Genomic DNA, 24309 nt, shown 5'->3' on the forward strand with positions numbered 1-24309 from the left:
CCTCGCCACCGGGCTGTATCTCAAAGATCCCTGAACGTCCCCAACCGATACCCGCGCTCGGCAATCGCATACTTCAGCGACGCCGATGTGAGCACGTTCAGCTCCGCCAGGCGCGGCCAGCAGTAGGCGCTCTTACGTACGATGTTATCGACAAAAGCAGGATGCGCCATGATCTCCAGCGACCGTTCCCCCCGCGCGCTGGAATCATCCAGCACCTTAAGGAACAGCGCTTCGTCGATCTCATCGCCGTAAAATGCGCTGCTGAATCCCTCAGTGGTGGTCACGGCGCAGTCGGGCACGCCGCGAGCCTCCCGATCCACGCGCATCGCCACGCCTTTACGCTGCGCAAACTCCGCGACAATCGGGAAAATCGCCGGGATCATATGCACGTGGTGATGGCTGTCGATGTGCGTCGGTGCCTTACCAAAGGCGTCAACAAAGCGGTTGAACTGACACTCCAGCTCGCGGGCAATCTCTTCGAGAGGCAGAACGCCCTGTTCCGCCAGTTCCCAAATCCATTTGCCCAGCTGGCCATCGCGCGTCAGGCCCGGCATGGGCGAAAGCGGCATCCCGAGCGTCAGCACAAAATGCATGCCAACGCCCAGCTCCGGCACCTCGCGGCTCAGCTGCGCCGCGTGTTCAACCGCCTCACCATTCACCAGTGCCGTGGTCGAGGTCACAACACCCCGGCGACAGGCTTCAATAATGCCGTAGTTCTGGCCTTTCGAGAGGCCAAAATCATCAGCATTAACGATCAGCAGGTTTTCCATTGTGCGTCCTCTCAGTGGTGTTTGAACTTCAGCTTCTCGATCGTGGCGGCAAAGTTCGGCAACCATTTTTCATGCGCCAGGATCATCTCGCCGGCCAGCTGCTCCGCATCGCGGTCGGAATGCACCAGCGGGCTGAGGTTCAGCGCCAGCAGCACGTCATTGAGCTCGCCGCTCAGCGCCGCGTTGCTTGCCGCCACTTCAAAGCCTTTGATGGTGTGGATCAGGCCCATGACCTTATCATCGAAGTGGGTGATGCGTGGATGCGGTTTAGCACCTTCGCGTCCCAGGATGCAGGTCATCTCGACCGCCCAGTCCGCCGGGATATTGTCGATATGGCCGTGGTGCGGCACGTTGACATAGTGTTCCGCCTGCTTGTCGTTGTAGATGGCGTTAATCACTTCGCACGCCGCATCGGAGTAGTAGGCCCCGCCGCGCTGCTCCAGCTCTTTCGGTTTGACGTTCAGGTTCGGATCTTTATACAAATCGAACAGCTGCTTCTCGACTTTCTGAACGATCTGCGCGCGCGCGCCGCCCTTATAGTACTCGCCCATTTCGATAGCCAGCATCTCTTTCTGCTTAAAGTAGTAAAGCAGGTACGAGCACGGCAGCAGGTTCAGCGAGCGGATCAGCCCTTCGCTGAACGGCAGGTCAAAGATGTTTTTCACCGATGCCGCCGTCAGGCGACCGGAAGCCACGCCGTCGAGCAGCTCGGCAAAGCGCGATTTTCCGTTCACGATCACGTCTTTAATGAATACCATGTGGTTCAGGCCGAACAGGTCGATGGAGAGATCGTCGCTGTCGTTCAGCGCCAGCACGTCGCGGATAAACATCTTCATACCAATCGGAATATTACAGACGCCGATAAAGCGTTTGAAACCGGTATGACGATAGACCGCCTCGGTCACCATCCCGGCCGGGTTGGTGAAGTTAATCACCCACGCGTTCGGGCAGATCTCCTGTACGTCTTTGACGATGTCGAAAATCACCGGGATGGTACGCAGGCCTTTGAACAGGCCGCCCGCGCCGTTGGTCTCCTGCCCGAGATAGCCGTGGCTCAGCGGGATACGTTCGTCCAGCTCGCGCGCCTTCAGCTGGCCGACGCGCAGCTGGGTGGTGACGAAATCCGCATCTTTCAGCGCCAGACGGCGGTCCAGGGTTTTATGCACGGTCAGAGGCACGCCGGCTTTCTCCACCATGCGCTGGCACAGGTCGAAAATAATATTCAGCTTTTCCTGACCTTCCTCCACGTCCACCAGCCATAATTCGCTGACCGGTAATTCATGGTAACGTTTCAGAAAACCTTCAAGTAATTCCGGGGTATAGCTGCTGCCGCCACCAATGGTTACGACTTTTAATTTCTTCTGCATAATATCTCCCTTAGCGTATCAGGTTAATCGCCTGCAAGGTATAGCGTACTCTTCCCGCTATTTGGGCAAGCCATTAAAGCAATATTTGTGGCGGGTAATCCGCCGAAAGTTAATTAATTACCGTTAAATTCTTCCGGTAACTGTTCGGTGTGAATGAAGTCAATTTTTTAAAGGTCTTAATAAACAGGCTGGGACTGCTGTATCCTGACTCGTACGCAATATCGGTGACAGAGTAGTTGGTAATTTCCAGCTGTTTCTTGGCAAAATTAATGCGGATTTCATTAATAATTTGCACGGGTGTTTTACGATAATAGCGCTGCGTCGCGCGGGTCAGATATTCCTGGGATTTTCCCGACAGTGACACCATATTTTCCAGCGCATTTTCGCTGAACTGGCCTTTATCATGCATCAGCTCAACGGTGCTGCGCAGCCACTGTGGAATATCATCCGTCACCTGCTGCTCCTCACGATGATGGCGCAGCCGGTTCATCACGTAGAAGGTCACCGTTTCAATAAACTCATCAAATTCATTGTCGCGGAAGTTAAGCGAGGCGATAACCGTTTCAATCCAGGTCATAAACTCGTTTTTGACCCGATAGACCTGGGAGGCCACAAAGCAGAACGGCACCAGCGGCAGATAGTGCTTCTCAAAGAAGCGTCTGCTGACGCCCACATTCAGAATACGGGTGGCACCAAATTCGTAAAAGCTCTGGTGATAAGAACCCATCGGCAGGAAGACAAAATCCCCTCGCTCAAGCAGGACGCGCTTACCGTTGATCTCCTGGTAGTAGCGGCCGGTCAGAACAATCGTGAACTCGTAGTAGTCATGCTGGTGCAGACCGCTGGCGCTCTCCGTCTTGTTGTAGATAACCACGTGAAAATTTTTGCCGTTAAACAGCTGCTGTTCAAGTGCGGTTTTAATTTCCATCGTGCTGACCTCCTGCTGCGAAATCCGACTCAGTGCATTTTCTCGTGAAGCTCGATAAGCTCCGCCACCAGCTCACGCGCCAGCATCGAGGTCATCAGGTGATCCTGCGCGTGGACCAGCACCAGGCTGACCTTCATCTTCCCTTCGCCCTGATCGCCTTCAATCAGCTTTGTCTGCACCAGGTGCGCTTCGTTCAGCGCCGTGCGGGACTGGTCCATCATGGTTTTCGCGGCGGCGAAATCTCCCTGCTTGGCCTGCTTCAGTGCGGCATAGGCCAGGCTGCGGGCCTGTCCGGAGTTGATGATAAGCCCCATCACCACTTCTTCGAGATCGTTCTCGACGGCTTCGTCTGCGACAATACTATCCAAATCTAACATGTTTAAGCTCCTTGTGGCTGGCGCGGGCTTCCCCGCGCCGGTCAATCTTAGAATTTCAGTGAGAGGGCAATATCCTCTTCGCTCTCTTCTTCATCAATAATGGTGGCGGCTTTGTTGGCAATCGCCACGAACGGCATGTACAGCAGGGTGGCAATCCCGAGGTTGAATATCGCCAGCAGGAAGGCCGCGACGCTACCGTTGGTGTTAAAGAAGGCGCCCAGGCCCGCCGGCATGGTCCACGGCGCAATGTTGGTGACCGGTGGAATGATGCCCATGTAATACGCCGTCAGGGTGATCGCGGCCAGCAGCGGCTGAATCAGGATGAACGGAATGAACATTACCGGGTTCATGATGATTGGCAGACCGAACAGAATCGGTTCGTTAATCTGGAAGATGCCTGATGGCAGCGCCAGCTTCGCGACCTGACGGTAGTCAGCACGACGAGAGACAATAAAGACCGCGATGATCAGACCCAAGGTCGCCCCGGTACCGCCCAGGAAGATATAGGAGTCAAGCATCGGCTTCGCCCACACATGGAAGGTTTTACCCGCTGCCAGCGCCGCGTCAACGGAGCCGTACTGCTGGTAAAGCGCAACGTTTTCCAGTGCCCAGGGGGTCATAATCCCGCTGTCCAGCGCGGCCAGTGCCAGTGAACCATGCACGCCAAAGAACCACAGCAGAGAGGTGAAAATCACATACGCCCAACCGACCACGCCACCCATCGACGCCAGCGGCGTAGAGATAGAGTCCATGATGATCTGGTGGAAGTTAGTGCCCCAGTGGGAGAGCGCCCAGGCGATAATCCCCATGATGGAGAGAATAATGAAGCCTGGAATCAACGCGGAAAATGAACGAGAAACGGAAGCCGGTACGCTATCCGGCAGGCGGATAACCCAGTTGCGGCGGATAATAAAGGTGAACATTTCTGCCACCACCAGGCCGATAACAATACCGGAGATGATGTTGGCCCCGCCCAGCCAGTTGGCGCCAACGGCATAGGCTTCACCCACGCTATAAGGCGTTACGGTCATAAAGGCGGCGACGGATAATAACCCGGCAGCCAGCGGATCCACTTTACGCTCTTCTGCCAGTGCCATCCCAATAAAGAAAGGCGCCATCAGCGACATAATCCCTAACGTACCGTTATAGACGTTGCCGCCAATGGCTTTAAAACCATTAAGGGTTTCAATAGTGGAAGCGTCTAACCGAATTCCTAATGAATAAAAGAAGGAACCTTCACCAAAGCTCAGAAAAACGTTGTTAATTAAAACGAACATGGCCCCGGCCAGCGTCAACGGCATTAATTTAATAAAGCCGTTTTTGATGGCATTAACGTGAGGCTGCTTTCCTATTTTAACAGCAAAAGGAAGGAGTACCTTTTCAAGTGAAGCGATGACTTTACTCATAGGAAAATACCCTTAAATGCCGTAACGCATGTTACGGCGTATTGTGTGTGAAATAACTCTTTGACGGGAAAAATAAAAATTAATTAGCAGCTTTTTTAATGGCTGCCACAGCAGCTTTAAGAACACCTAAACCATCAATTTTGCCGTACAGCCCCGAGTCGATCACTTCGACCGGTTTATTCGGTAACAGTCGTTGAATTTCGGGCAACATATAGGCAATTTGCGGCCCCAGTAAAACAACATCGGCTGTCTGGCCTTTTTCGCCCGCCAGCGTCTCTGGAAACGCTTCAATCACCACAGGGACTTCATACTTTTCAGCCTGCGCACGCATCTTTGACACCAGAAGCGACGTTGACATGCCCGCTGAGCAGAACAGGTAGATATGTTTCTTTTCCATCGTGATTTCCCTCTTATATAACTACCTGCCATCGCGCTATCACTCGACTCGCTGTCCCGGCAGACAGGTAGCTTGCGTACTGTTGTTTATCGTTGGAGTGAGTATACGCAATGGTACAGACAGGGGATAATTCTGGATAGGCTCAAATTGTCTCTCATTGACCTGACTTGTTGACTCCCTTCACATTTCGGGCAAATAATTCGCGCAAAGAAATAAGATTTTCTGATGCATAAAAAAACCGGCCCATGGGCCGGTTTGTTAACATCCTCAGGCAAGCAGGGTTACTGCGCCTTAGGTGCCTGCGGATCGGTGTCGTATTCAGCACAGGTCTGATAGCCGGAGTTGATCACATGACCGGTATCATCCAGGGCGACGAAGTAGGTTTCTGCCTTACCATCACGTTGACCCAGGATATAGGTCTGGCAGGTCCCTTTCGCATGAATCATGGTCACTTCAGAAGAAGGTTTACCGGCAATCGCAGCCACCTGCGAACGGGTCATGCCTTTTTTAACGTCTTTTACTACGGGCTGTGTAAACTGATCCTTAGTGCGATCGTAAGCCGTACACCCTGCCAGCATAGTCAGTACCGCCGCTGCGCTAAGAATTCCTGCTACGTTCTTGTTCATATTCCGTCCTCTTGTTTATCAGCGTGTTATCTAAGCATGGGATAAAAAGTACTATTGTTCAACTTTGTGAGTTACGCCAGACGAATTTCGGAAAATTCTAATAAAACAACGATAACCTGCTAAATCGGCGCAAATTAGCGCACTCGAAACTGTGATCCTTGTCGTTTCTCGCCCAAAGGGTTAGTTTTAACAGCTAACACATTCTGTTTATGTACTGCATATGGAGGGCGTGATGGCTCTGCAACAAGAGATTATTCAGGCACTGGGCGCGAAGCCTACGGTAGATGCACATGAAGAGATCCGCCGCAGCGTGGATTTTTTAAAATCGTACTTAAAAAAGAACGCTTTCCTGAAATCCCTGGTGCTGGGCATTAGCGGCGGCCAGGACTCTACCCTGACCGGTAAACTCTGCCAGATGGCGATTTCAGAGCTTCGCGAAGAGACGGGTGATGAGAAACTACAGTTTATCGCGGTGCGTCTTCCTTATGGCGTACAGGCGGACGAGCAGGATTGCCAGGATGCCATTGCCTTCATTCAGCCTGACCGCGTGCTGACCGTAAATATTAAGGGCTCGGTGCTGGCAAGCGAGCAGGCGCTTCGCGAAGCGGGCATTGAGCTGAGCGATTTTGTTCGCGGCAACGAGAAGGCCCGCGAGCGCATGAAAGCGCAGTACAGCATCGCCGGGATGACCAAAGGCGTTGTGGTCGGCACCGATCATGCGGCAGAAGCGATCACCGGTTTCTTCACCAAATACGGCGACGGCGGCACCGACATTAACCCGATCTTCCGTCTCAACAAGCGTCAGGGTAAGCAGCTGCTGGCCGCGCTGGGCTGTCCTGAGCATCTGTATAAGAAAGCGCCGACAGCGGACCTTGAAGACGATCGCCCTTCCCTGCCGGATGAAGCGGCCCTTGGCGTCACCTATGACAACATCGATGATTATCTGGAAGGCAAAAAGCTGGATGAACGGACCGCGAAAATCATCGAAGGCTGGTATCTGAAAACCGAGCACAAGCGCCACACGCCAATTACGGTGTTTGACGACTTCTGGAAAAAATAAAGCAAAGCGGTAACCAGGTTACCGCTTTTAATGTTTGCGCCCTCTCCCATGGGAGAGGGTTGAGGTGAGGGCATCAGGCCGCACGTCCTGGCCGGGTAAGGCTTAGCCGCCACCCGGCTCTTTTTTAACCATCACACTCCTGTTACACTGTATGCCTGAACAGTATATGGAGCAGTATGTGAGCAGGCGTCAATCCGCCCCGCGTCTTGAATTTGAAGCGGCGGCTATCTACGAATATCCCGAGCACCTTCGCCCCTGGCTTGAGGCGCTGCCTAAACAGCCGGGCGTGTACATCTTTCACGGTGAAAGCGATACCCTGCCGCTCTATATCGGCAAGAGCGTTAACATTCGCAGTCGGGTGTTATCCCATCTCCGTACGCCGGACGAGGCCGCCATGCTGCGCCAGTCGCGACGCATTTCCTGGTTCCAGACGGCGGGAGAAATGGGCGCGCTGTTGCTGGAGGCGCGGTTGATAAAAGAACAACAGCCGTTGTTCAATAAGCGCCTGCGCCGCAACCGTCAGCTCTGCTCGCTGCAGATAAACGATGGCAGGCCGCAGGTCGTCTACGCGCGCGACGTCGATTTTTCTCATGCCCCGAATCTCTATGGGCTATTCGCCAATAAACGCGCCGCGCTCCAGGCGCTGCAGACGCTGGCGGACGATTTACAGCTTTGCTACAGCCTTTTAGGTCTGGAGGCAACCACCCGCGGACGCGCCTGTTTTCGATCCGCGCTGAAGCGCTGCGCCGGTGCGTGCTGCGGGAAAGAGAGCGTTGAGGCGCATCACGCCCGGCTTCTCACCGGTCTGGCGGCCATCAGCGTGAACTGCTGGCCCTGGGAAAGCGCCGTTGCGCTAAAAGAAGTGGGCGAGGCCATGACCCAGTATCACATCGTCAACAACTGGCTCTGGCTGGGCGCTGTCGACGACATCAACGACGCGGCAACCCTGCTGCGCACGCCCGCCGGATTTGACCACGATGGCTACAAAATTCTCTGTAAACCGGTCCTGACAGGAAAGTTTGAGATCATTGTGCTCAATGACCCGGCAGCCACGTGATTTCGCTGAACAATAAGGTGCCCTGAGCCTCCAGCAGACGCAGCGTATGGGTACCCTCCTCCCAGCTGGCACCCTGATCGGCCGTCAGCAATTTATCGCCCAGCTGCCACGCCCCGCTTAGCACGAACACCACGCCCCCGCGTGAGCCAAAGGTGGTGAAGGTTCGGTCAGCAACGCGCACCTTCGCCCGGCAGCAGTCGCGCCGGGTCATGATGTTAAAGTCCATCGCCATCCGCCCATCTGAAAGCAGCGCTTTTACCGGCAGATCGCCGGCAAAACTGTAGGGCTGATGATGCTTGAGGGTATGGGAGAACGCCTGACCCGCGTCCAGCGTCACCTCTCCCCCTTCCAGCAAGGTAATCACCCGGTCAACACCGGGAAACGAGGAGAATTCGCCGTTGCTGGCAATCGTCGCGATACTGGCACGCCAGTGAAAATCGCGCGTCGCGGGAGGGAAGCAGCAAATCTCACGCGTTTCGCCAGCACCATTGCGCCAGAGGCTGACCGGCATCTTACGGATATCAAAGAACTCCATCACCACTCCTGAATGGCACAACCCGTGCCAGGGCAAGGATATCGCTATCGTTGCTGTCTTGTTTGTTATCGTTGGGTATTCACAGAAACAGTATCGGCAGCAGAGCGGGCAGGCCTTAGCGGAACGTTAATAAAAATTCTAACGCCATGACTCTGCAAACATTCTCTGACGCGACTACAGGAGGATACCGCGCTGGCGGCGGCAGGCAAGAGGGCAGGAAAGAAAAACCGCCGGTCCTGTCCACAGCGGTTGCGCTTTTGTGGACAGGATCCCGGCGGTCTTAAGAGTGTGAACCGATTATTCGGTTGGTGCTGGCATTTTACCTTCCATCGCCGGACGTTCTGTCAGACGCTTCTCAAAATTCGCATTAAATTGCTTTTTCTGTTCCGGGGTCAGAATGTTGTAGATCTTGTTCTGGGTTTCCATGTGAGCCAGCATGCGGGCTTTGTGCTGCTCGGCCATTTTGTCGATCTGCGCTTCGGCTTTCGCCTTATCGAAGCTGTCGCTGGCGATGATGTCATGCATCGCACGACGCTCTTCAAGCGGAGGACGTTTCATCTGGTCGCGTTCGCCTTTTCTGATGTCGCGGATCTGCTGCTTCTGGGCATCCGTCAGGTTGAGATCCTTAAACATCATCATCTCGTTGTGCATACCCGGACCTTTATGATGCATCATCATTTTGCCTTCAGCAGGCGCGGCAGTTGTAGTGGTCGCAGTATCTGCGGCGAACGCCATGCTGGTAGCGCCCAGAGCCAGGGTAGAAGCAACAAACAGTGCAGTAAACTTACGCATAATTTATTTCCTTTCTTTCAGTTATTCTTCGGCGCTATGCCGTGTTGACGAGATTAACTTTACGGGGTTTATCGTCAATTAGTCAGAGCAACGGTAAAACAATGAAAGTGTAAAAAACAAATTTTCGCCAAATGTGGAGGAAATAAGGATAAAGCGTGGAGAGTTGCAACAAAAAATATTTAACAGGATGATTTTAAAGAGATTAAGCAGAAGTATAGCGAAGTGAAGATCAATAATAAAGCAATTCACCAGGAATATTCTGCAAAACAAGCGCAAGCGCTTTAATCGTTAAGAAAAGTTTTTTACTTCCCCCACCCGGATGATGGGAGGGGAAAGGTTCAGGATATTTTTTCCAGCATCAGCCCGGCCCGCAGGCCAAACGCGACGGTGGGGTTAGGGAATAAGACATACTCGGTGGTGTTCTGCACCTCGTAACGTTCCTCGCCATCCTCAGCCAGCAGCGCCCCTTTGCGGAACGGGGTGAAGTTCAGGGTGTGTGCGGCCATATGGAGCTGGAAGGCATCGCTGCGGCGCGTGATCTGCTGTACGACCCGATACCGCTCAACGGGCTGATGCGCGTGCTCGGGAGCCGTTCCTCCCAGCAGCGCCCGAAGGGCGAGATGCGTAGGCGCAAAGCGGGTCAGATCGTTCTGGCCGAACGGCAGCGCTTTTCCCAGTTCCAGCGTGCAGGACAGCGCAGCGAAACGTTCACAGGTGAAATGGGTAAACGTTCCGCCCGGCGACTGATGAAATACCAGCGCCTCCAGCCCGGCGTCACCCAGCCAGCTCAGGAACGCTTCATCCCACGGCTGACTGCGCTGCGGCAGAACGCCGAAGCGAACGTGGTAGGACGCGCGGATTGCCGTATGCAGATCCAGATGCCAGCGCCCCGGCCCCGCGACGGCAAAAAACGCGGTCACGACGTTCTCCAGCCACTCAGCCCGCGCCGTTTCATCGCTCTGCGGAAACTGCGACCAGCGGCCGCCAAACATGCGGTTAATGTCGCTCACCAGATACCGTTTGTTTTGCGCCAGCGCAGGAGGATTGCCGAGCACCACCAGCACGCGGCACTTTAGTTCGATCTCATTGCGATACAGCGCACGCAGCAGCAGATCAACAATCTCGACGGGCGCGGTTTCATTCCCGTGGATACCCGTTGAAAGCAGCAGCGAGAGATCGCTTTTTACGGTCGGCGTCAGTTCAAGCACCCCGCGCCCCAGCCACCGCCAGCGAAATGAGGGGCCGTCCCCCTCTTTCAGTTCCGGCGTCTCGTCGGCCAGGGTCAGCGCCAGTAAATTTTCCATATCCACTCCTTTAGCGCTGGAACGGGTAAACCGATCCCAGCTGCAGGATTGTCGATAACGCGTCCAGCGCCTCGCGTCCTTCACGCAGAAGCTGCGGGTCAACCAGATCCGCCTGCGTTAGCCGATCGCGATAGTAGCGATCGACCCAGTCATTCAGCCGCGTAAAGAGCGTATCGTTCATCATGACCGCCGGGTTCACCGCCTGCACTTCGTCCTGGGTCAGGACCACGCGCAGACGTAAACAGGCGGGACCACCGCCGTTGGCCATGCTTTCGCGCAGGTCAAACACGCGCAGTTCGTCAATCGGGTTATCGGCCTTGACCAGCTCCGTCAGGTAGCGCCACACGCCTTTATGATCCCGGGACTCCTGCGGCAGGACCAGCATCATGCTGCCATCGTCACGGCTCAGCAGCTGGCTATTGAACAGATAGGTTTCTACCGCGTCCTGCACGCTCACCGCCTCCGTGGGCACCTGGACTGGCGTGAAGCCGCGCACGCGCTCATGCAGCGTGGCGAGCAGCTTCTCCTGATGGGCAAACGCCTGCTCGTGGCAGAACAGCACCTGGCGGTTAGAAACGGCAATCACGTCGTTATGGAACACGCCCTGGTCAATCACATGCGGGTTTTGCTGGGCAAAAACCACCTGGGAAGGATTGACCTGGTTCAGGCGCGCAACCGCCTGGCTGGCCGCCAGCGTCTGACGAGCAGGATAACGGGTTGGCGCGGCGTGGCCCCCCTCTTCTCGCCCGTAGATAAACAGCTGCAGGCCCGGGTCGCCATAGTCGCCCCCCAGGCGGTTATGGTTGGCCGCGCCTTCGTCACCAAACATCGCCACCTGCGGCAGGGCCTGATGCACCTCAAAATGGGCGTCATGGTTGAAAATGGCGCGCAGCACGCGCTCGGTGGTTTCCGCTTCGGTGGCGCGGTGGAATTTATTGTTGAGGTTCGCCACCGTCAGATGAACTTTGCCATCCAGCGTATCGGCTGACGGCGCGACGGTCGCGGCGTTTGCCACCCACATCGAGGAGGCGGAGCTTGCCGCGGAGAGCAGGTGCGGCGTCTGCGTACCCGCTTTTTCGACGACCTGTTCATCGGTACCGCTAAAGCCGAGCTGACGAAGGACTGCCACGTTCGGGCGTTCCTGCGGCGGGATCACCGCCTGTGGGAAACCGGCATCCGCCAGCGCCTTCATTTTTAGCAGCCCCTGCTTCGCCGCCAGCTTCGGGTTGGAAACCTGAAAACGGTGCTTCGTCGAGGCTTCATTACCAAAAGAGAGACCGGCATAGTGGTGCGTCAGCCCCACCAGCCCGTCAAAGTTAACCTCACGCGCTTTCATGACGATCCCCTCCGGTAAAATCCAGCCCCGGATTAAGCGTCTCCGGCAGCGTCAGCGCCGGGGTTTCCAGGCTCGCCATCGGCCACGCGCAGTAATCGGCGGCATACCACGCGCTGGCGCGATGGTTGCCCGACGCGCCCACGCCGCCGAACGGCGCGGTGCTCGCGGCCCCGGTCAGCGGTTTATTCCAGTTCACAATCCCGGCGCGCGCTTCCAGCAGCAGTTGGTCAAACTTCTCGCGATGCGGTGAAATCAGACCGCTCGACAGGCCGTAGCGGGTGTTGTTCGCCATCGCAATGGCCGCATCGAAATCGTCGTAACGCCAGACGCACAGCAGCGGGCCAAAGACCTCTTCATCCGGCACGTTGCTCGCGCCGCTCATCTCTACAATGCCCGGCGTCAGCAGCGAGCTACCCGGCTGAACCTGCTTCGGCTCCAGCAGGGTTTTCGCGCCGCGTGCGACATGGTCCTGCCAGGCCTTCAGCACGTTCAGCGCGGCCTGTTCGGAAATCAGCCCGCCGATAAACGGCTGCGGGTCGGCATCCCACGCGGCAGGCACCAGACGCGCGCTCACTTCAACCAGACGTTTCAGGAAGGCATCCCCCTGCGCGCCCCGCTTCACCAGCAGACGGCGGGAACAGGTGCAGCGCTGTCCGGCGGTAATAAAGGCGGACTGAATTGTCAGGTGCACCGCGGCGTCGATATCGTCAGGGTCTTCCACAATCAGCGGGTTGTTGCCGCCCATCTCCAGCGCCAGGATTTTCTCCGGCTGCCCTGCCAGCTGGCGGTGCAGCTGATAGCCCGTACCGGCGCTGCCGGTAAACAGCAGGCCGTCGATATCGCTCAGCGCGCTCAGCGCCTGACCGGTTTCCCGTCCGCCCTGCACCAGGTTCAGCACGCCCGGCGGCAGGCCGGCCTGTTCCCACAGCTTAACCACCGCCTCGCCGGTGAATGGCGTGAGCTCGCTCGGTTTGAAAATGACGGTATTGCCCGCCAGCAGCGCAGGCACAATATGGCCATTCGGCAGATGCCCCGGGAAGTTATACGGGCCAAACACCGCCAGCACGCCGTGGGGACGGTGGCGCAGCGTGGCCGCGCCGTCCGGCATGTCGGTGTGCTGTTCGCCGGTGCGGGTGTGGTACGCCTTCACCGAAATGGCGATTTTGTTGATCATCGCCGTCACTTCGGTTGTCGCTTCCCAGCGCGGCTTGCTGGTTTCTGACGCGATGATGCGCGTCAGTTCGGCCTTGTTTGCCTCCAGCAGCCCGGCAAACTTTTCCACAATCGCCTGACGCACGGCGAAAGGCTGTTTTGCCCACGCAGGAAACGCGCGGCGCGCGGCACGGCAGGCTTGTTCCACCTGCGCGGCGCTGGCGTCATGCCCCTTCCAGAGCACCTCTTTTCCAACCGGATTGGTCTTTACGCGCTCTTCGCCTTCGCCCGTGACCCAGTCACCGTTAATCCATAATGTCATGCTGTTTTCTCCTCAGGGCAGAGACGCACCAGGCGAACCGTATCGCCGGCGTTACATTTCAGGGCATCCAGTTCTGCAGCCGTCAGCACCAGACGTTCACATTTCGGGTTGGTACGCACCAGCATGGCGCGGAAGTTGGCGTAATTTTCGTTCGACACCAGACAGGCGGGCCAGTCACCCGGCGCGGGCTGACCTTCAGAGACCTCAACCAGACGGCTTTTACGGATCGCGCGCACGCGGTCGATATCGCACTCAAGCGTTGGGCCGCCGTCAAAGATGTCGACATAGTTCCGGTAGCGGAACCCCTCTTTCTCCAGCACCGCGCGGGCGGGCGCGGTCTGCGGATGGACTTCGCCAATCACCGCCTGCGCTTCCGGGCTGAGGAAATGGGTATAGATAGGATGCTTCGGCATCAGTTCGGCAATAAAGGCTTTCTGGCCGGTGCCGCAGAGATGGTCCGCCCGGCTGAACTCCATCGAGAAGAAGCGCTCGCCCAGGCTCTCCCAGAACGGCGAGTAGCCGGTGTCGTCGATCACGCCGCGCATCTCTGCGACCACTTTTTCGTTAAAGCGATCGCGGAAGGCGGCCATAAACATAAAGCGCGATTTGGAGAGCAGGTAGCCGTTGCCCTCTTTGCGCCACGCCGGGTCGAGGAACAGCGTGCACAGCTCGCTGGCGCCCGTGTGGTCATTACAGAGGAACAGCGTGGGCAGCGCGTTATAGACGTTCAGCTCTTTCGAGGCGTGAACCATGGTGCCGACGCGGTAGTTGTACCACGGGTCGTTAAGCCCGACGGCCACTTCGATGGCGCAGATCCCGGCCACGGTCCCCGTGTCGGTGTCTTCCAGCACGAACACATACCCCTGTTCGCTTTTTGGCAACGTCCCCTGCCAGGTTTGCAGGGCGCGCTCAATGCGCGCCGACAGCGTTTTTTCATCGGCAGGAAGCGAGGTCAGCCCGCCTCCCGTCTTACCGGCAAGCTGCATGAGCCCGGCGAGATCGCCGCGCTCAACGGGACGGATGACCATCATGATGACACCCCGGATTTCACTTTTTCACACGCCAGCGCAAAACGGTCCAGACCGGTTTGCACCTCTTCCTCGCTGACGATCAGCGCCGGCGCAAAACGCACCACGTTGGCACCGGCAATCAGCACCATCACGCCCACTTTTGCCGCTTCCTGTGAAATAAGTTTAGCTTTTCCGGCAAACTCGGCGGTGAGCTCGCAGCCGATTAACAGCCCCAGACCGCGAATTTCTTTAAACAGCCCCGTTTTGCCGTTGATGGCATTCAGGCGCTCGACAAACCAGTCGTGACGCTGCTTAACGCCTTTCAGCACCTCAGGCGTGTTAATGATGTCCAGAACCTGCCCGGCAACGGCGGTTGCCAGCGGGTTGCCGCCGTAGGTGGTGCCATGGGTACCTACGGTCATTACGCTGGCGAATTTATCGGTGGTCAGCGTCGCGCCAATCGGGAAGCCGCCGCCCAGCGCTTTGGCGGTCGAAAGCACGTCCGGCGTTACGCCATAGTGCATATAGGCATACAGCTCGCCGGTGCGGCCCACGCCGGTCTGCACTTCGTCGAAAATCAGGACCGCGTTGTGGCGATCGCACAGCTCGCGCAGCCCCTGCAGGAAGGCTTTTTGCGCCGGAAGCACGCCGCCCTCGCCCTGCATCGGCTCGACGATCACCGCGCAGGTGGTGTCGTTAATCAGCTCGCTGGCGGACTGCAGATCGTTATAAACACCGTGACGGATATCCGGCGGCAGCGGTGCGAAATCCTGCGAGTAGGAAGGCTGGCCGCCCGCGCTGACGGTAAAGAGCGTGCGCCCGTGGAAGGCGTTTTTAAACGCCACGATGCCGCTCTTGTGGGTACCAAATTTATCGTGCGCATATTTGCGCGCCAGCTTCAGCGCCGCTTCGTTGGCTTCAGCCCCCGAGTTACAGAAAAAGACCTTTTCGGCAAACGTCGCGTCGATCAGTTTTTTGGCCAGGCGCAGCGCGGGCTCGTTAGTAAAGCCGTTGCCGGTATGCCAGAACTTCGCCGCCTGGTCATTCAGCGCCTGACGCAGCGCAGGGTGCGCATGACCCAGCGCGTTGACCGCAATCCCACCTGCAAAGTCGATATACTCTTTACCCTGCTGATCCCACAGGCGCGAGCCTTCCCCACGAACCGGAATAAAAGCCGCCGGAGCGTAAACCGGCATCATCCATTCATCGAAATTTTCACGCGTAATTGACAGAGACATAGCGACCTCATCCGGTAAATAAAAAGTTATTTGAATGTTAAATAATTGGGTGTTTGCACTGTGAATGTAGATTGCAGCCTTCGTGCCAGCCAGCGATAAAATTGCATAAACGGGTTGAGGTAACAGAATATCAATAAGTTACAATATGGAGTTATTCACTGTTAGTGCATAAAAAGTGAATATTTTTACGACAAGCGGCGCTTTGCCGCATGAAAATCAGAAAGAGTATGCACAGGCCAAATATAATTCTGGAATTGTGATCGCTCGCGAAATTTATCGGTCATTTACGCCCTGTTTGAGGGCGATGCGCGTCAGAATGGTGCAAATATTGCACCACCGGCATTATCTGTCGCAGTTATTGGCCGAACCCGGTAACAGTTGACGCAAATTCTGCTACCATCCATGCACTATTCACCTTGCACTGGCAGCGACTATGAAATTTGTCTCTTTTAATATCAACGGCCTGCGCGCCCGCCCCCATCAGCTTGAAGCTATCGTTGAACAACATCAGCCAGATGTGATCGGCCTGCAGGAGACCAAGGTTCACGACGACATGTTCCCCCTCGAAGAGGTGGCGAAGCTCGGCTACAACGTCTTCTATCATGGGCAGAAAGGCCATTACGGCGTTGCGCTGTTGACCAAAGAGACGCCAGTTTCAGTCCGCCGTGGGTTTCCCGGCGATGACGAAGAAGCACAGCGCCGCATCATCATGGCGGAACTTCCTTCCCCGCTGGGGAACATCACCGTGATTAATGGTTACTTTCCCCAGGGCGAGAGCCGCGACCATCCGACCAAATTCCCTGCTAAGGCCAAGTTTTATCAGGATCTGCAGAACTACCTGACAACCGAACTCAATAAAGACAATCCGGTGCTGATCATGGGTGATGTGAATATCAGCCCGACCGATCTGGATATTGGCATCGGTGAAGACAGCCGCAAACGCTGGCTGCGTACCGGCAAATGCTCCTTCCTGCCGGAAGAGCGCGAGTGGATGCAGCGCCTGCTGGACTGGGGGCTGGTGGATACCTTCCGTACCGCCAACCCGGACACGCAGGATCGCTTCTCGTGGTTTGACTACCGCTCAAAAGGCTTTGACGACAACCGTGGCCTGCGTATCGACCTGCTGCTCGCCAGTTCGCCGCTGGCAGAGCGCTGCATCGAAACCGGGATCGACTACGAGATCCGCAGCATGGAAAAACCCTCTGACCACGCGCCGGTGTGGGCTAAATTCAAGCTGTAATGACGCGTGAACATTCGAAAACTCGCTTTCCTGTGCGCCCTTCTGGGCGCATTTATTCTGACGTTTGTCATGCTTCCTCCAGGCACGCTCTCCCTGGAAGGGATTAAAACCCACCAGCAGGCACTCCTCTCCCATGTTGACCACGCGCCGCTGCGAAGCGCGCTGATCTTTTTTGCGCTCTATGTGGTGGTCTCCGCCCTGTCGATCCCCGGCGCGGCGATCCTCACCCTGCTGGGCGGGGCGTTATTTCCCCTGTGGGAAGGCACCGTGCTGGTCTCGTTTGCCTCCACGCTCGGGGCCACGCTTGCGATGCTCGCCAGCCGTTATCTGCTGCGCGACGGGGTCCAGCGGCGGTTTGCTCAGCAGATGAAAACGGTGAACGCCGGTATGGCGCATGACGGCGCGGGCTATCTTTTTGCGCTGCGCCTGATGCCGCTGTTCCCGTTTTTCCTGGTGAATTTGCTGATGGGGCTGACCCGCATTGGCGTATATCGCTACTGGTGGGTCAGCCAGGTCGCCATGCTGCCCGCGACGGTTGTCTTTCTGAACGCCGGGCGCGAGCTGGGGAAAGTGGCGTCGCTGCGCGATATTTTGTCGCCGGGCATGCTAATCGCCTTTACACTACTGGGGTTATTGCCGCTGGCGACGCGCCGGCTGTTTTCCCGTTATCTCCCGTCTGTTAAAAAGTGAGGCATTATGCGCCGTGTGCGTTTTTGCGCGTTCTTGACCGGTCTGCTGCTGGCAGCCCCCCTGTGTGCCGCCGAAAGCTGGCACGCCATCCAACAGCAGGCCAAAGGCCAGACCGTTTGGTTTAACGCCTGGGGCGGCGATCCGGCGGTCAACCGCTACCTTGAGTGGGTCAGCGGTGAGATGCAAACGCACTACGCCATTACCCTAAAAATCGTCCCGCTGGCGGACGCCGCCGATGCGGTAAAACGGATCCAGACGGAAGCCGCCGCAGGACGTAAGGCCAACGGCTCGGTTGACCTGCTGTGGGTCAACGGCGAAAACTTCCGCACGTTAAAAGAGGCGAACCTGCTGCAAACCGGATGGGCGCAGACGTTGCCAGACTGGCGCTATGTCGATACCCGCAAACCCGTCACGGAAGATTTTGCGATTCCAACCGACGGGGCGGAATCCCCGTGGGGCGGCGCGCAGCTGACCTTTATCGCCCGCAAAGCCAGCATGCCGACGCCGCCGGTGGATCCCCAGGCGCTACTGGCGTACGCGCAGCAGCATCCGGGCAAAGTCAGCTATCCTCGCCCGCCCGATTTTACCGGCACGGCCTTTCTGGAGCAGCTGCTGCTGACGTTCACCGATCGCCCTGAGGCGTTACAAAAAGCGCCCGATGCAACGTTTGCTGAGGTTACGGCACCGCTCTGGGCCTACCTCGATAAGCTGCACCCGCTGCTGTGGCGCGAAGGAAAAGATTTCCCTCCCTCACCTGCCCGAATGGATGCCCTGCTTGCCAGCGGCAGTCTGAACCTGTCGCTGACCTTTAACCCGTCCCATGCGCAGCAGAAAGTGGCGAGCGGCGAACTGCCCGCCGACAGCTACAGCTTTGGTTTCGAGAGCGGGATGCTCGGCAACGTCCATTTTGTGGCTATCCCGGCCAATGCCAGCGCGAGCGCGGGTGCAAAGGTGGTCGCTAATTTCCTGCTGTCACCGCAGGCGCAAATCCGCAAGGCCGACCCGGCCATCTGGGGAGACCCGAGCGTCCTGGATGCGAAAGCGCTGCCCGAAGAGGAAGCGAAACAGCTGCTGGCCCATACGCCTCAGGGGCTGCCGCAGGTGCTTGCAGAGCCGCAGTCCGCCTGGGTGAACGCGCTGGAGCAGGAATGGCTGCGTCGTTACGGCACCCGCTGAGCGGGCTTGTCTGGCTGGCGATGGCGGTGATTTATCTGCCGATCCTGCCCGCAGGCGTGATGCTGTTCGCACCGGCGCTTTCTGCGACAAACTGGCAGCGGCTGCTGAACGATCCGCAGCTGCCACAGGCGACCGTCGCCACGCTGGTCTCAACGCTCATCGCCACGCTGGGGGCGTTGCTGATTGCCCTTTTCTTCGTCTGCCTTTTGTGGCCCGGTCAACGCTGGCGACGCCTCACAACCCGCCTGCCGTGGCTACTGGCGATCCCCCATGTGGCGTTCGCCACCAGCGCGTTGCTGCTGTTTGCCGAGGGCGGTCTGTTTTATCAGCTCTGTACCATCTGTACGGCTCCGTTTGACCGCTACGGCGTCGGGCTGGGCCTGACGCTCGCGGTCAAAGAGAGCGCGTTCGTACTGTGGGCCATTTACGCCGTGCTGCCGGAAAAACGGCTCGCGCAGCAGAAGATCGTCCTGCAAACCTTTGGCTACGGGCGTTATCAGACGCTCAGCTGGCTGATCCTCCCGGCGATCGCGCCTGTCCTCGGCGCGGTGATGCTGGCGGTGCTGGCATGGTCGCTCTCGGTCGTGGACGTGGCGATCGTTCTCGGGCCCGGCAACCCGCCCACCCTGGCCGTGCTGGCCTTTCAGTGGCTAAGCCAGGGCGACGCGCAGCAGCAGGCAAAAGGAATGCTGCTGTGCCTGCTTCTCCTTGTGCTGCTGGCCGCGCTGGCCGCCCTCGGATACGGCCTCTGGAAGGCATGGCGTCGCACAATTCCGGAACTCGCGGGAACGCGCCGAAGGTCTCAGCGCGCCCTGCCTGAGCGGGCATTCAGCGGGTTACTGCCAGCGTGCAGCGTCCTGTGCGCTGCGGTACTGCTGATGCTGGCGCAAGGGGGCGACGTTGGCCCCGTGGAGACCAGCCTTTCCTTCGGCCTGCTGTCGAGCCTGATCGCCCTCATCGTCATTTTTCTCTGGCTGGAATGGGGACCGCAGCGCGGCGCAGCGTGGGTGTGGTCACCGCTCGCCCTTCCTGCGCTGCCGCTCGTCACCGGGCAATACTTTATTGCATTGCGTCTGGGACTCGACGGGCACTATGCCGCCGTGCTCTGGAGCCATCTGCTGTGGGTATTACCCTGGATGCTGCTGGTTCTGCAGCCCGCCTGGCGGCGAATCGATCCCCGGCTTATCCTTACCGCCAGAACGCTCGGCTGGCGACGGGCGAAAATATTCTTACTGCTGAAATGCCCCCTTCTGGTGCGCCCTGCGCTGCTGGCCTTTGCCACCGGCTTTTCCGTCAGCATGGCGCAATACATGCCGACGCTCTGGCTTGGCGCGGGGCGTTTCGCCACGCTGACTACCGAAACCGTCGCGCTCAGCAGCGGGGGCAGCATCCCCGTTCTCGCCAGCAGGGCGCTGGGATTACTGCTGGTCACGGGCACGGTGTTCGGTCTTGCCGCCCTGTTATCCCGACTCGCGGGCCGCTACCGTCAAGGATTACGTTAATGCTGAAGGTAAAAGATCTCACCATCGAACCGCTTTTCCGCGAGGTCAATTTTTGCGTTCCTCGCGGGGAGATCGTTACCCTGATGGGGCCGTCCGGCAGCGGCAAATCGACCCTTTTTGCGTGGATGGTCGGCGCGCTGTCAGACGATTTCCAGGCGCGGGGCGAACTGTGGCTCGACGCGCGTCGCTGCGACGGCCTTCCCGTCGAATCCCGCGGGCTGGGCATTCTCTTTCAGGACGCGCTGCTGTTTGAACCGTTCAGCGTCGGGCAAAATTTGCTGCTGGCCTTGCCTGAGCGCATCGTAGGGAGAGCGCGTCGGGAAGCGGTCGAGCAGGCGCTGGATTCCGCCGGGCTGAGCGGTCATTACGCCAGCGATCCGGCCACCCTTTCCGGCGGGGAGCGTGCCCGGGTCAGCCTGCTGCGCGCCCTGCTCGCAGAGCCGCAGGCGCTACTGCTGGACGAACCGTTCAGTCGTCTCGATAAAACGCTGCGCATAGCGTTTCGGGAATGGGTTTTTGACGCCGTCCGCGCGCGCAATATCCCGGTGGTGCTGGTCACGCACGATGAGGATGATATTCCGCCCGGCGGCGAGCTGATTGAGATTTCTCGCTGGCAATAATGTGCTAACGCAATGTTTTCCGTTTCGGGAGAGACGACAATGCCCCCCTCTTTTACTGACGTCAGGTTATTCGATGAAACGTGTTTCTCAACTGACCGCGCTGGCCCTGCTCTGCGGCCTCGCGTCCTTTTCCTCTCTGGCGGCTGATATGCCCAACGCGATGACGCTCTCCCAGCTTCAGGCGCAGCACGGCACGCCTGTCGACACCCGCCCCAGCGCGTTCTATAACGGCTGGCCGCAAACCCTCAGCGGCCCCTCAGGACATGAACCCGCCGCACTCAACCTGGCTGCCGCCTGGCTGGGCGCAATGAGCGACGAGCAGATTGCGAGCTGGGCAAAACAGCATCAGCTTACGCCTGCAACCGCCATCGCCCTGTACGGCGACGAGAACGATAACCTGGCGGTGAAGTCCCGCCTGGAGAAAGCCGGATACCGCCAGGTCTCGCTGCTCAGCGACGCGCTGCAGACGCCCGACCGCCTTCAGCGCCTGCCCCACTTTGAACAGCTGGTTTACCCGCAGTGGATCCACCGCCTCCAGCAGGGTAAACCCGTGACCGCCGCGCCGGCGGGTGACTGGAAAGTGATTGAAGCCGCCTGGGGCGCACCGAAGTTTTACCTGCTGAACCACATTCCCGGCGCGGGCTACATCGACACCAACGAGGTGGAGAGCGAGCCGCTGTGGAATAAAGTCTCCGACGACAAGCTGAAAGCGATGCTGGCGAAGCACGGTATCCGTCACGACACCACCGTTATTTTGTATGGCCGTGACGTTTACGCCGCCGCGCGCGTGGCGCAGATCATGCTGTATGCGGGCGTGAAGGATGTGCGCATTCTCGACGGCGGCTGGAAGGCGTGGTCGGATGCAGGCCTCCCGGTTGAACGCGGCACGCCCGGCAAAGTGACGCCAGCACCCGATTTCGGCGCGCCGATCCCCGGCCAGCCGCAGCTGATGGTTGATATGGAACAGGCGCGGGGGATGCTGCACCGTCAGGATGCCTCCCTGGTCAGCATTCGTTCGTGGCCGGAGTTCATCGGCGAAACCAGCGGCTACAGCTACATCAAGCCAAAAGGTGAAATAGCCGGTGCCCGCTGGGGTCATGCGGGCAGCGACGCGACCCATATGGAAGATTTCCATAACCCGGATGGCACCATGCGCAGCGCGGACGATATCGCCGCCCAGTGGAAGCGCTGGAATATTCTGCCGGAACAGCACGTCGCGTTTTACTGCGGCACCGGGTGGCGCGCGTCAGAAACCTTTATGTACGCCCGGGCGATGGGCTGGAAGAATGTCGCCGTCTATGACGGCGGCTGGTACGAATGGAGCAGTCACCCGCAGAACCCGGTCACCACCGGAGAGCGCGGGCCCGAGAGTACTCTCTAACGGGTGAGTGACTTCAGCGTTACATAACCGCTCCAGACGCGCGTTGTGGTGGTCAGCCAGCACAGCGCGCCGAATACCCACGCGAACAGCGCAAAGTGCGCCGGGAAGAGGCAGCACAGCACGAACAGCGCGATGGTCTCCGTCCCTTCCGTTAACCCACCGATGTAATAAAACGACTTGTGCGCATAGCCGGGGTTGTCGATGTCGTGCTTTGCGGCCAGGGCCGCAAACGCCAGAAAGCTGCTGCCGGTACCGATAAACGCAAACAGCAGCCAGGCGGCCGCGAGCGCATTCTCTGCCGGAGCCGCGAGTGCAAAGCCAAACGGCACCAGGGCGTAGAACAGAAAATCGAGCGCGATGTCGAGAAACCCCCCCGCATCGGTCAGCCCTCTCCGGCGCGCCAGCGCGCCGTCCAGACCATCCAGCAGGCGGTTAAGCACGATGGCGGCCAGCGCCGCCGGATACCAGCCGAGGGCCAGAAACGGCAGCGCCAGCACGCCGATGGCAAACCCGGTCAGGGTCAATCCGTCGGGCGTGATGCCCGGCTTATCCAGCACGGAAACCAGACGATTCAGAACGGGCTTTACCCGCGGATGAAGATGACGGTCAAGCATGAGGAGTCTCGTTAAACGTGGCGCACAGCCCCTGCGCCGGAATATCCAGCGCGGCATTAAAGCGGGCGGAGAGATTCTGAAACGCAATCAGCGCCGTCATCTCGGTGATGGCATCATCCGTGAAGTGGCGCTTCAGCGCCGTTCTGACTGCCTCATCCGCCCGGGGCGGCGTGGCGGTCATCGCCTCGGCGTAGGCCAGCGCCGCGCGCTCTTGCTCGGTAAACAAGGCGGAATCCTGCCAGTCGCTCACGGCCTGAACCTTATCCAGCGCGCCCCAGCGCTCGGCCAGACGCAGGCTGTTGGCATCAATACAGAAAGCGCAGTGACAGAGCTGGGATACCCGCGTCATGAGCAGCGAACGCAGCGCGGGCGTCAGGCGCGCGTGACGACGCTCCAGAAAGCCGACAAACAGCGCCACCAGCCAGAACAGACGCGGCATTCGCCCCCACCAGCGGGTGGGATTCAGCACCGCGCCAAAGTGCTTTTTCTGCATGGCGGCTATCGGTTTTAGGCTGGCGGGAAGGGATTCGAGGGGGGCAACCCAGGCGGTGGACTCTTTCACCTGATTCTCCTGTTTAATGGACTCTGAGAAAGGGCACGATAATATGTCTTTTTTCGCTATCAATTATTGACGACCATGCTGAAAACACTCGATGTCGTTGCCGCCATCATCGAAAAAGACGGCAACATTTTACTGGCGCAGCGCCCTGCCCACGCCGACCAGCCGGGAATGTGGGAATTTGCAGGCGGTAAAGTCGAGGCCGGAGAAACCCAGCCAGAAGCGCTTATCCGCGAGCTGCGTGAAGAGTTGGGCATTGACGCCCTGCCGGGGCAATACGTGGCAAGCCACCAGCGGGAAGTCTCGCAGCGGTTGATTAACCTGCATGCCTGGCACGTTCCTGATTTTCGCGGCGAGCTCACGGCGCACTACCACAGCGCGCTCGCGTGGTGTACGCCGGAAGAGGCGTTTGGCTACGCCTTAGCCCCCGCGGATATTCCGCTGCTGGAAGCCTTTATTGTTTTACGCGACGCCAGACCAGCGGGTTCGTGCTGATGGCGCGCTCGTCGCGCTGGCACTGCAGCAGAATGCCGTCCGCTTTCACAACGGCCCCTTCCGAGTAGTTCTGATTCTGATAGATACAGCACTGATTACAGGGCTGCACCGTTTGATTCTGGCCGCTGGAGCTAAACACTTCCGGCGGCACATTCACTTCCACGTCCGGGAGAATGGGGTTGGCCTGCACGCCTGCGGTAAAGATCAGACATAACGCGGTGAGTAGATAACGTTTCATAGACACATCTTCCAGTAGTTCCTTGATAATGACTATAACGGTAAACCAGAGCCGAACCTTTAATTTATCTCTTCATCGCTTTTCGTTATGACGCCCGCCCTCTCATTAATTTCCCTT

At 58.0% G+C, this 24309-nt stretch carries 26 protein-coding genes; 9 read left to right on the forward strand and 17 right to left on the reverse strand.

Annotation, left to right across the window (positions count from 1 at the left end; genetic code table 11):
- Window positions 1-20: 20 nt before the first annotated feature.
- From chbG to osmE, 7 genes are all read right to left on the reverse strand, one after another.
- Entirely contained in the window at window positions 21-770 is a 750-nt protein-coding gene (chbG, locus tag AC27FC_RS06555) for a chitin disaccharide deacetylase (protein WP_094935158.1), read from the reverse strand.
- A gap of 11 nt (window positions 771-781) precedes the next feature.
- The gene (locus tag AC27FC_RS06560) at window positions 782-2137 is read right to left on the reverse strand and encodes a 6-phospho-beta-glucosidase (RefSeq protein WP_112778373.1); all 1356 of its coding nucleotides are present in this window, start codon (window positions 2135-2137) and stop codon (window positions 782-784) included.
- 109 nt (window positions 2138-2246) lie between these two features.
- Window positions 2247-3089, reverse strand: a complete 843-nt coding sequence (chbR, locus tag AC27FC_RS06565; protein ID WP_071789366.1) for a transcriptional regulator ChbR — start codon at window positions 3087-3089, stop codon at window positions 2247-2249.
- A 5-nt stretch (window positions 3090-3094) separates the two neighbouring features.
- Window positions 3095-3442 (reverse strand): PTS N,N'-diacetylchitobiose transporter subunit IIA, encoded by a 348-nt coding sequence (chbA, locus tag AC27FC_RS06570; protein WP_023311284.1) that lies wholly within the window; start codon window positions 3440-3442, stop codon window positions 3095-3097.
- Between the two features lie 47 nt (window positions 3443-3489).
- Window positions 3490-4848 (reverse strand): PTS N,N'-diacetylchitobiose transporter subunit IIC, encoded by a 1359-nt coding sequence (gene chbC / locus AC27FC_RS06575; protein WP_023311283.1) that lies wholly within the window; start codon window positions 4846-4848, stop codon window positions 3490-3492.
- A gap of 79 nt (window positions 4849-4927) precedes the next feature.
- Window positions 4928-5245 (reverse strand): PTS N,N'-diacetylchitobiose transporter subunit IIB, encoded by a 318-nt coding sequence (gene chbB / locus AC27FC_RS06580; protein WP_008500676.1) that lies wholly within the window; start codon window positions 5243-5245, stop codon window positions 4928-4930.
- A gap of 281 nt (window positions 5246-5526) precedes the next feature.
- The gene (gene osmE, locus AC27FC_RS06585; protein ID WP_010430142.1) at window positions 5527-5871 is read right to left on the reverse strand and encodes an osmotically-inducible lipoprotein OsmE; all 345 of its coding nucleotides are present in this window, start codon (window positions 5869-5871) and stop codon (window positions 5527-5529) included.
- Window positions 5872-6103: 232 nt separating this feature from the next.
- Here osmE and nadE point away from each other — a divergent pair, with 232 nt between their 5' ends.
- Both nadE and cho read left to right on the forward strand, forming a co-directional pair.
- Window positions 6104-6931: an ammonia-dependent NAD(+) synthetase gene (gene nadE, locus AC27FC_RS06590; RefSeq protein ID WP_033145265.1), complete on the forward strand. Its 828-nt coding sequence runs from the start codon at window positions 6104-6106 to the stop codon at window positions 6929-6931.
- A gap of 166 nt (window positions 6932-7097) precedes the next feature.
- Window positions 7098-7988 carry an excinuclease Cho gene (gene cho / locus AC27FC_RS06595; RefSeq protein ID WP_182383381.1) on the forward strand — a complete coding sequence of 297 codons (891 nt, stop codon included), beginning with the start codon at window positions 7098-7100 and terminating at the stop codon, window positions 7986-7988.
- On the opposite strand, the gene ves is transcribed toward cho, so the two are convergent.
- The 7 genes from ves to astC all read right to left on the reverse strand — a co-directional run bounded on the left by ves (window position 7966) and on the right by astC (window position 15677).
- Window positions 7966-8523 (reverse strand): environmental stress-induced protein Ves, encoded by a 558-nt coding sequence (ves, locus tag AC27FC_RS06600; RefSeq protein ID WP_023311280.1) that lies wholly within the window; start codon window positions 8521-8523, stop codon window positions 7966-7968. The two genes, cho and ves, sit on opposite strands and share 23 nt — an antisense overlap.
- 297 nt (window positions 8524-8820) lie before the next feature.
- Window positions 8821-9315 (reverse strand): ATP-independent periplasmic protein-refolding chaperone Spy, encoded by a 495-nt coding sequence (gene spy, locus AC27FC_RS06605; protein ID WP_023311279.1) that lies wholly within the window; start codon window positions 9313-9315, stop codon window positions 8821-8823.
- Window positions 9316-9653: 338 nt separating this feature from the next.
- A complete protein-coding gene (astE, locus tag AC27FC_RS06610) occupies window positions 9654-10619 on the reverse strand; it encodes a succinylglutamate desuccinylase (RefSeq protein ID WP_094935580.1) in 966 nt (321 codons plus the stop codon).
- Window positions 10620-10629: 10 nt separating this feature from the next.
- Window positions 10630-11955, reverse strand: coding sequence for an N-succinylarginine dihydrolase (gene astB / locus AC27FC_RS06615; RefSeq protein ID WP_196354559.1), 1326 nt, complete (start codon window positions 11953-11955; stop codon window positions 10630-10632).
- Window positions 11942-13429: a succinylglutamate-semialdehyde dehydrogenase gene (gene astD / locus AC27FC_RS06620; RefSeq protein WP_232960242.1), complete on the reverse strand. Its 1488-nt coding sequence runs from the start codon at window positions 13427-13429 to the stop codon at window positions 11942-11944. Before astD ends, astB begins: the two co-directional genes overlap by 14 nt.
- Window positions 13426-14460, reverse strand: coding sequence for an arginine N-succinyltransferase (gene astA / locus AC27FC_RS06625; RefSeq protein WP_196354563.1), 1035 nt, complete (start codon window positions 14458-14460; stop codon window positions 13426-13428). The genes astD and astA overlap by 4 nt, the downstream gene beginning before the upstream one ends.
- Window positions 14457-15677: a succinylornithine/acetylornithine transaminase gene (astC, locus tag AC27FC_RS06630; RefSeq protein ID WP_039262052.1), complete on the reverse strand. Its 1221-nt coding sequence runs from the start codon at window positions 15675-15677 to the stop codon at window positions 14457-14459. The genes astA and astC overlap by 4 nt, the downstream gene beginning before the upstream one ends.
- Window positions 15678-16110: 433 nt before the next feature.
- On the opposite strand from astC, the gene xthA reads away from it, so the two are divergent.
- The 6 genes from xthA to AC27FC_RS06660 all read left to right on the forward strand — a co-directional run bounded on the left by xthA (window position 16111) and on the right by AC27FC_RS06660 (window position 22286).
- Entirely contained in the window at window positions 16111-16917 is an 807-nt protein-coding gene (gene xthA, locus AC27FC_RS06635) for an exodeoxyribonuclease III (protein ID WP_023311273.1), read from the forward strand.
- 6 nt (window positions 16918-16923) lie between these two features.
- Entirely contained in the window at window positions 16924-17607 is a 684-nt protein-coding gene (locus AC27FC_RS06640; protein ID WP_232960244.1) for a TVP38/TMEM64 family protein, read from the forward strand.
- A 15-nt stretch (window positions 17608-17622) separates the two neighbouring features.
- Window positions 17623-18783: an ABC transporter substrate-binding protein gene (locus tag AC27FC_RS06645; RefSeq protein WP_049015970.1), complete on the forward strand. Its 1161-nt coding sequence runs from the start codon at window positions 17623-17625 to the stop codon at window positions 18781-18783.
- Entirely contained in the window at window positions 18756-20285 is a 1530-nt protein-coding gene (locus AC27FC_RS06650; protein WP_087822398.1) for an ABC transporter permease family protein, read from the forward strand. Before AC27FC_RS06645 ends, AC27FC_RS06650 begins: the two co-directional genes overlap by 28 nt.
- Entirely contained in the window at window positions 20285-20905 is a 621-nt protein-coding gene (locus AC27FC_RS06655) for an ATP-binding cassette domain-containing protein (protein WP_196354567.1), read from the forward strand. Before AC27FC_RS06650 ends, AC27FC_RS06655 begins: the two co-directional genes overlap by 1 nt.
- Before the next feature lie 73 nt (window positions 20906-20978).
- Window positions 20979-22286, forward strand: a complete 1308-nt coding sequence (locus AC27FC_RS06660) for a sulfurtransferase (protein ID WP_087822396.1) — start codon at window positions 20979-20981, stop codon at window positions 22284-22286.
- Here AC27FC_RS06660 and AC27FC_RS06665 read toward each other — a convergent pair.
- Both AC27FC_RS06665 and AC27FC_RS06670 read right to left on the reverse strand, forming a co-directional pair.
- On the reverse strand, window positions 22283-22900 hold the full coding sequence (locus AC27FC_RS06665; RefSeq protein WP_087822395.1) for a CDP-alcohol phosphatidyltransferase family protein: 618 nt from the start codon (window positions 22898-22900) through the stop codon (window positions 22283-22285). The genes AC27FC_RS06660 and AC27FC_RS06665 overlap by 4 nt on opposite strands.
- Window positions 22893-23462 carry a carboxymuconolactone decarboxylase family protein gene (locus AC27FC_RS06670; protein WP_196354569.1) on the reverse strand — a complete coding sequence of 190 codons (570 nt, stop codon included), beginning with the start codon at window positions 23460-23462 and terminating at the stop codon, window positions 22893-22895. The genes AC27FC_RS06665 and AC27FC_RS06670 overlap by 8 nt, the downstream gene beginning before the upstream one ends.
- A 75-nt stretch (window positions 23463-23537) precedes the next feature.
- Here AC27FC_RS06670 and AC27FC_RS06675 point away from each other — a divergent pair, with 75 nt between their 5' ends.
- Window positions 23538-23954, forward strand: a complete 417-nt coding sequence (locus AC27FC_RS06675; RefSeq protein ID WP_269819814.1) for a pyrimidine (deoxy)nucleoside triphosphate diphosphatase — start codon at window positions 23538-23540, stop codon at window positions 23952-23954.
- On the opposite strand, the gene AC27FC_RS06680 is transcribed toward AC27FC_RS06675, so the two are convergent.
- Entirely contained in the window at window positions 23914-24192 is a 279-nt protein-coding gene (locus AC27FC_RS06680) for a DUF1496 domain-containing protein (protein ID WP_029742006.1), read from the reverse strand. The two genes, AC27FC_RS06675 and AC27FC_RS06680, sit on opposite strands and share 41 nt — an antisense overlap.
- Window positions 24193-24309 lie beyond the last annotated feature (117 nt).

The sequence above is a fragment of the Enterobacter sp. C3_dUdeg genome (assembly GCF_057536195.1).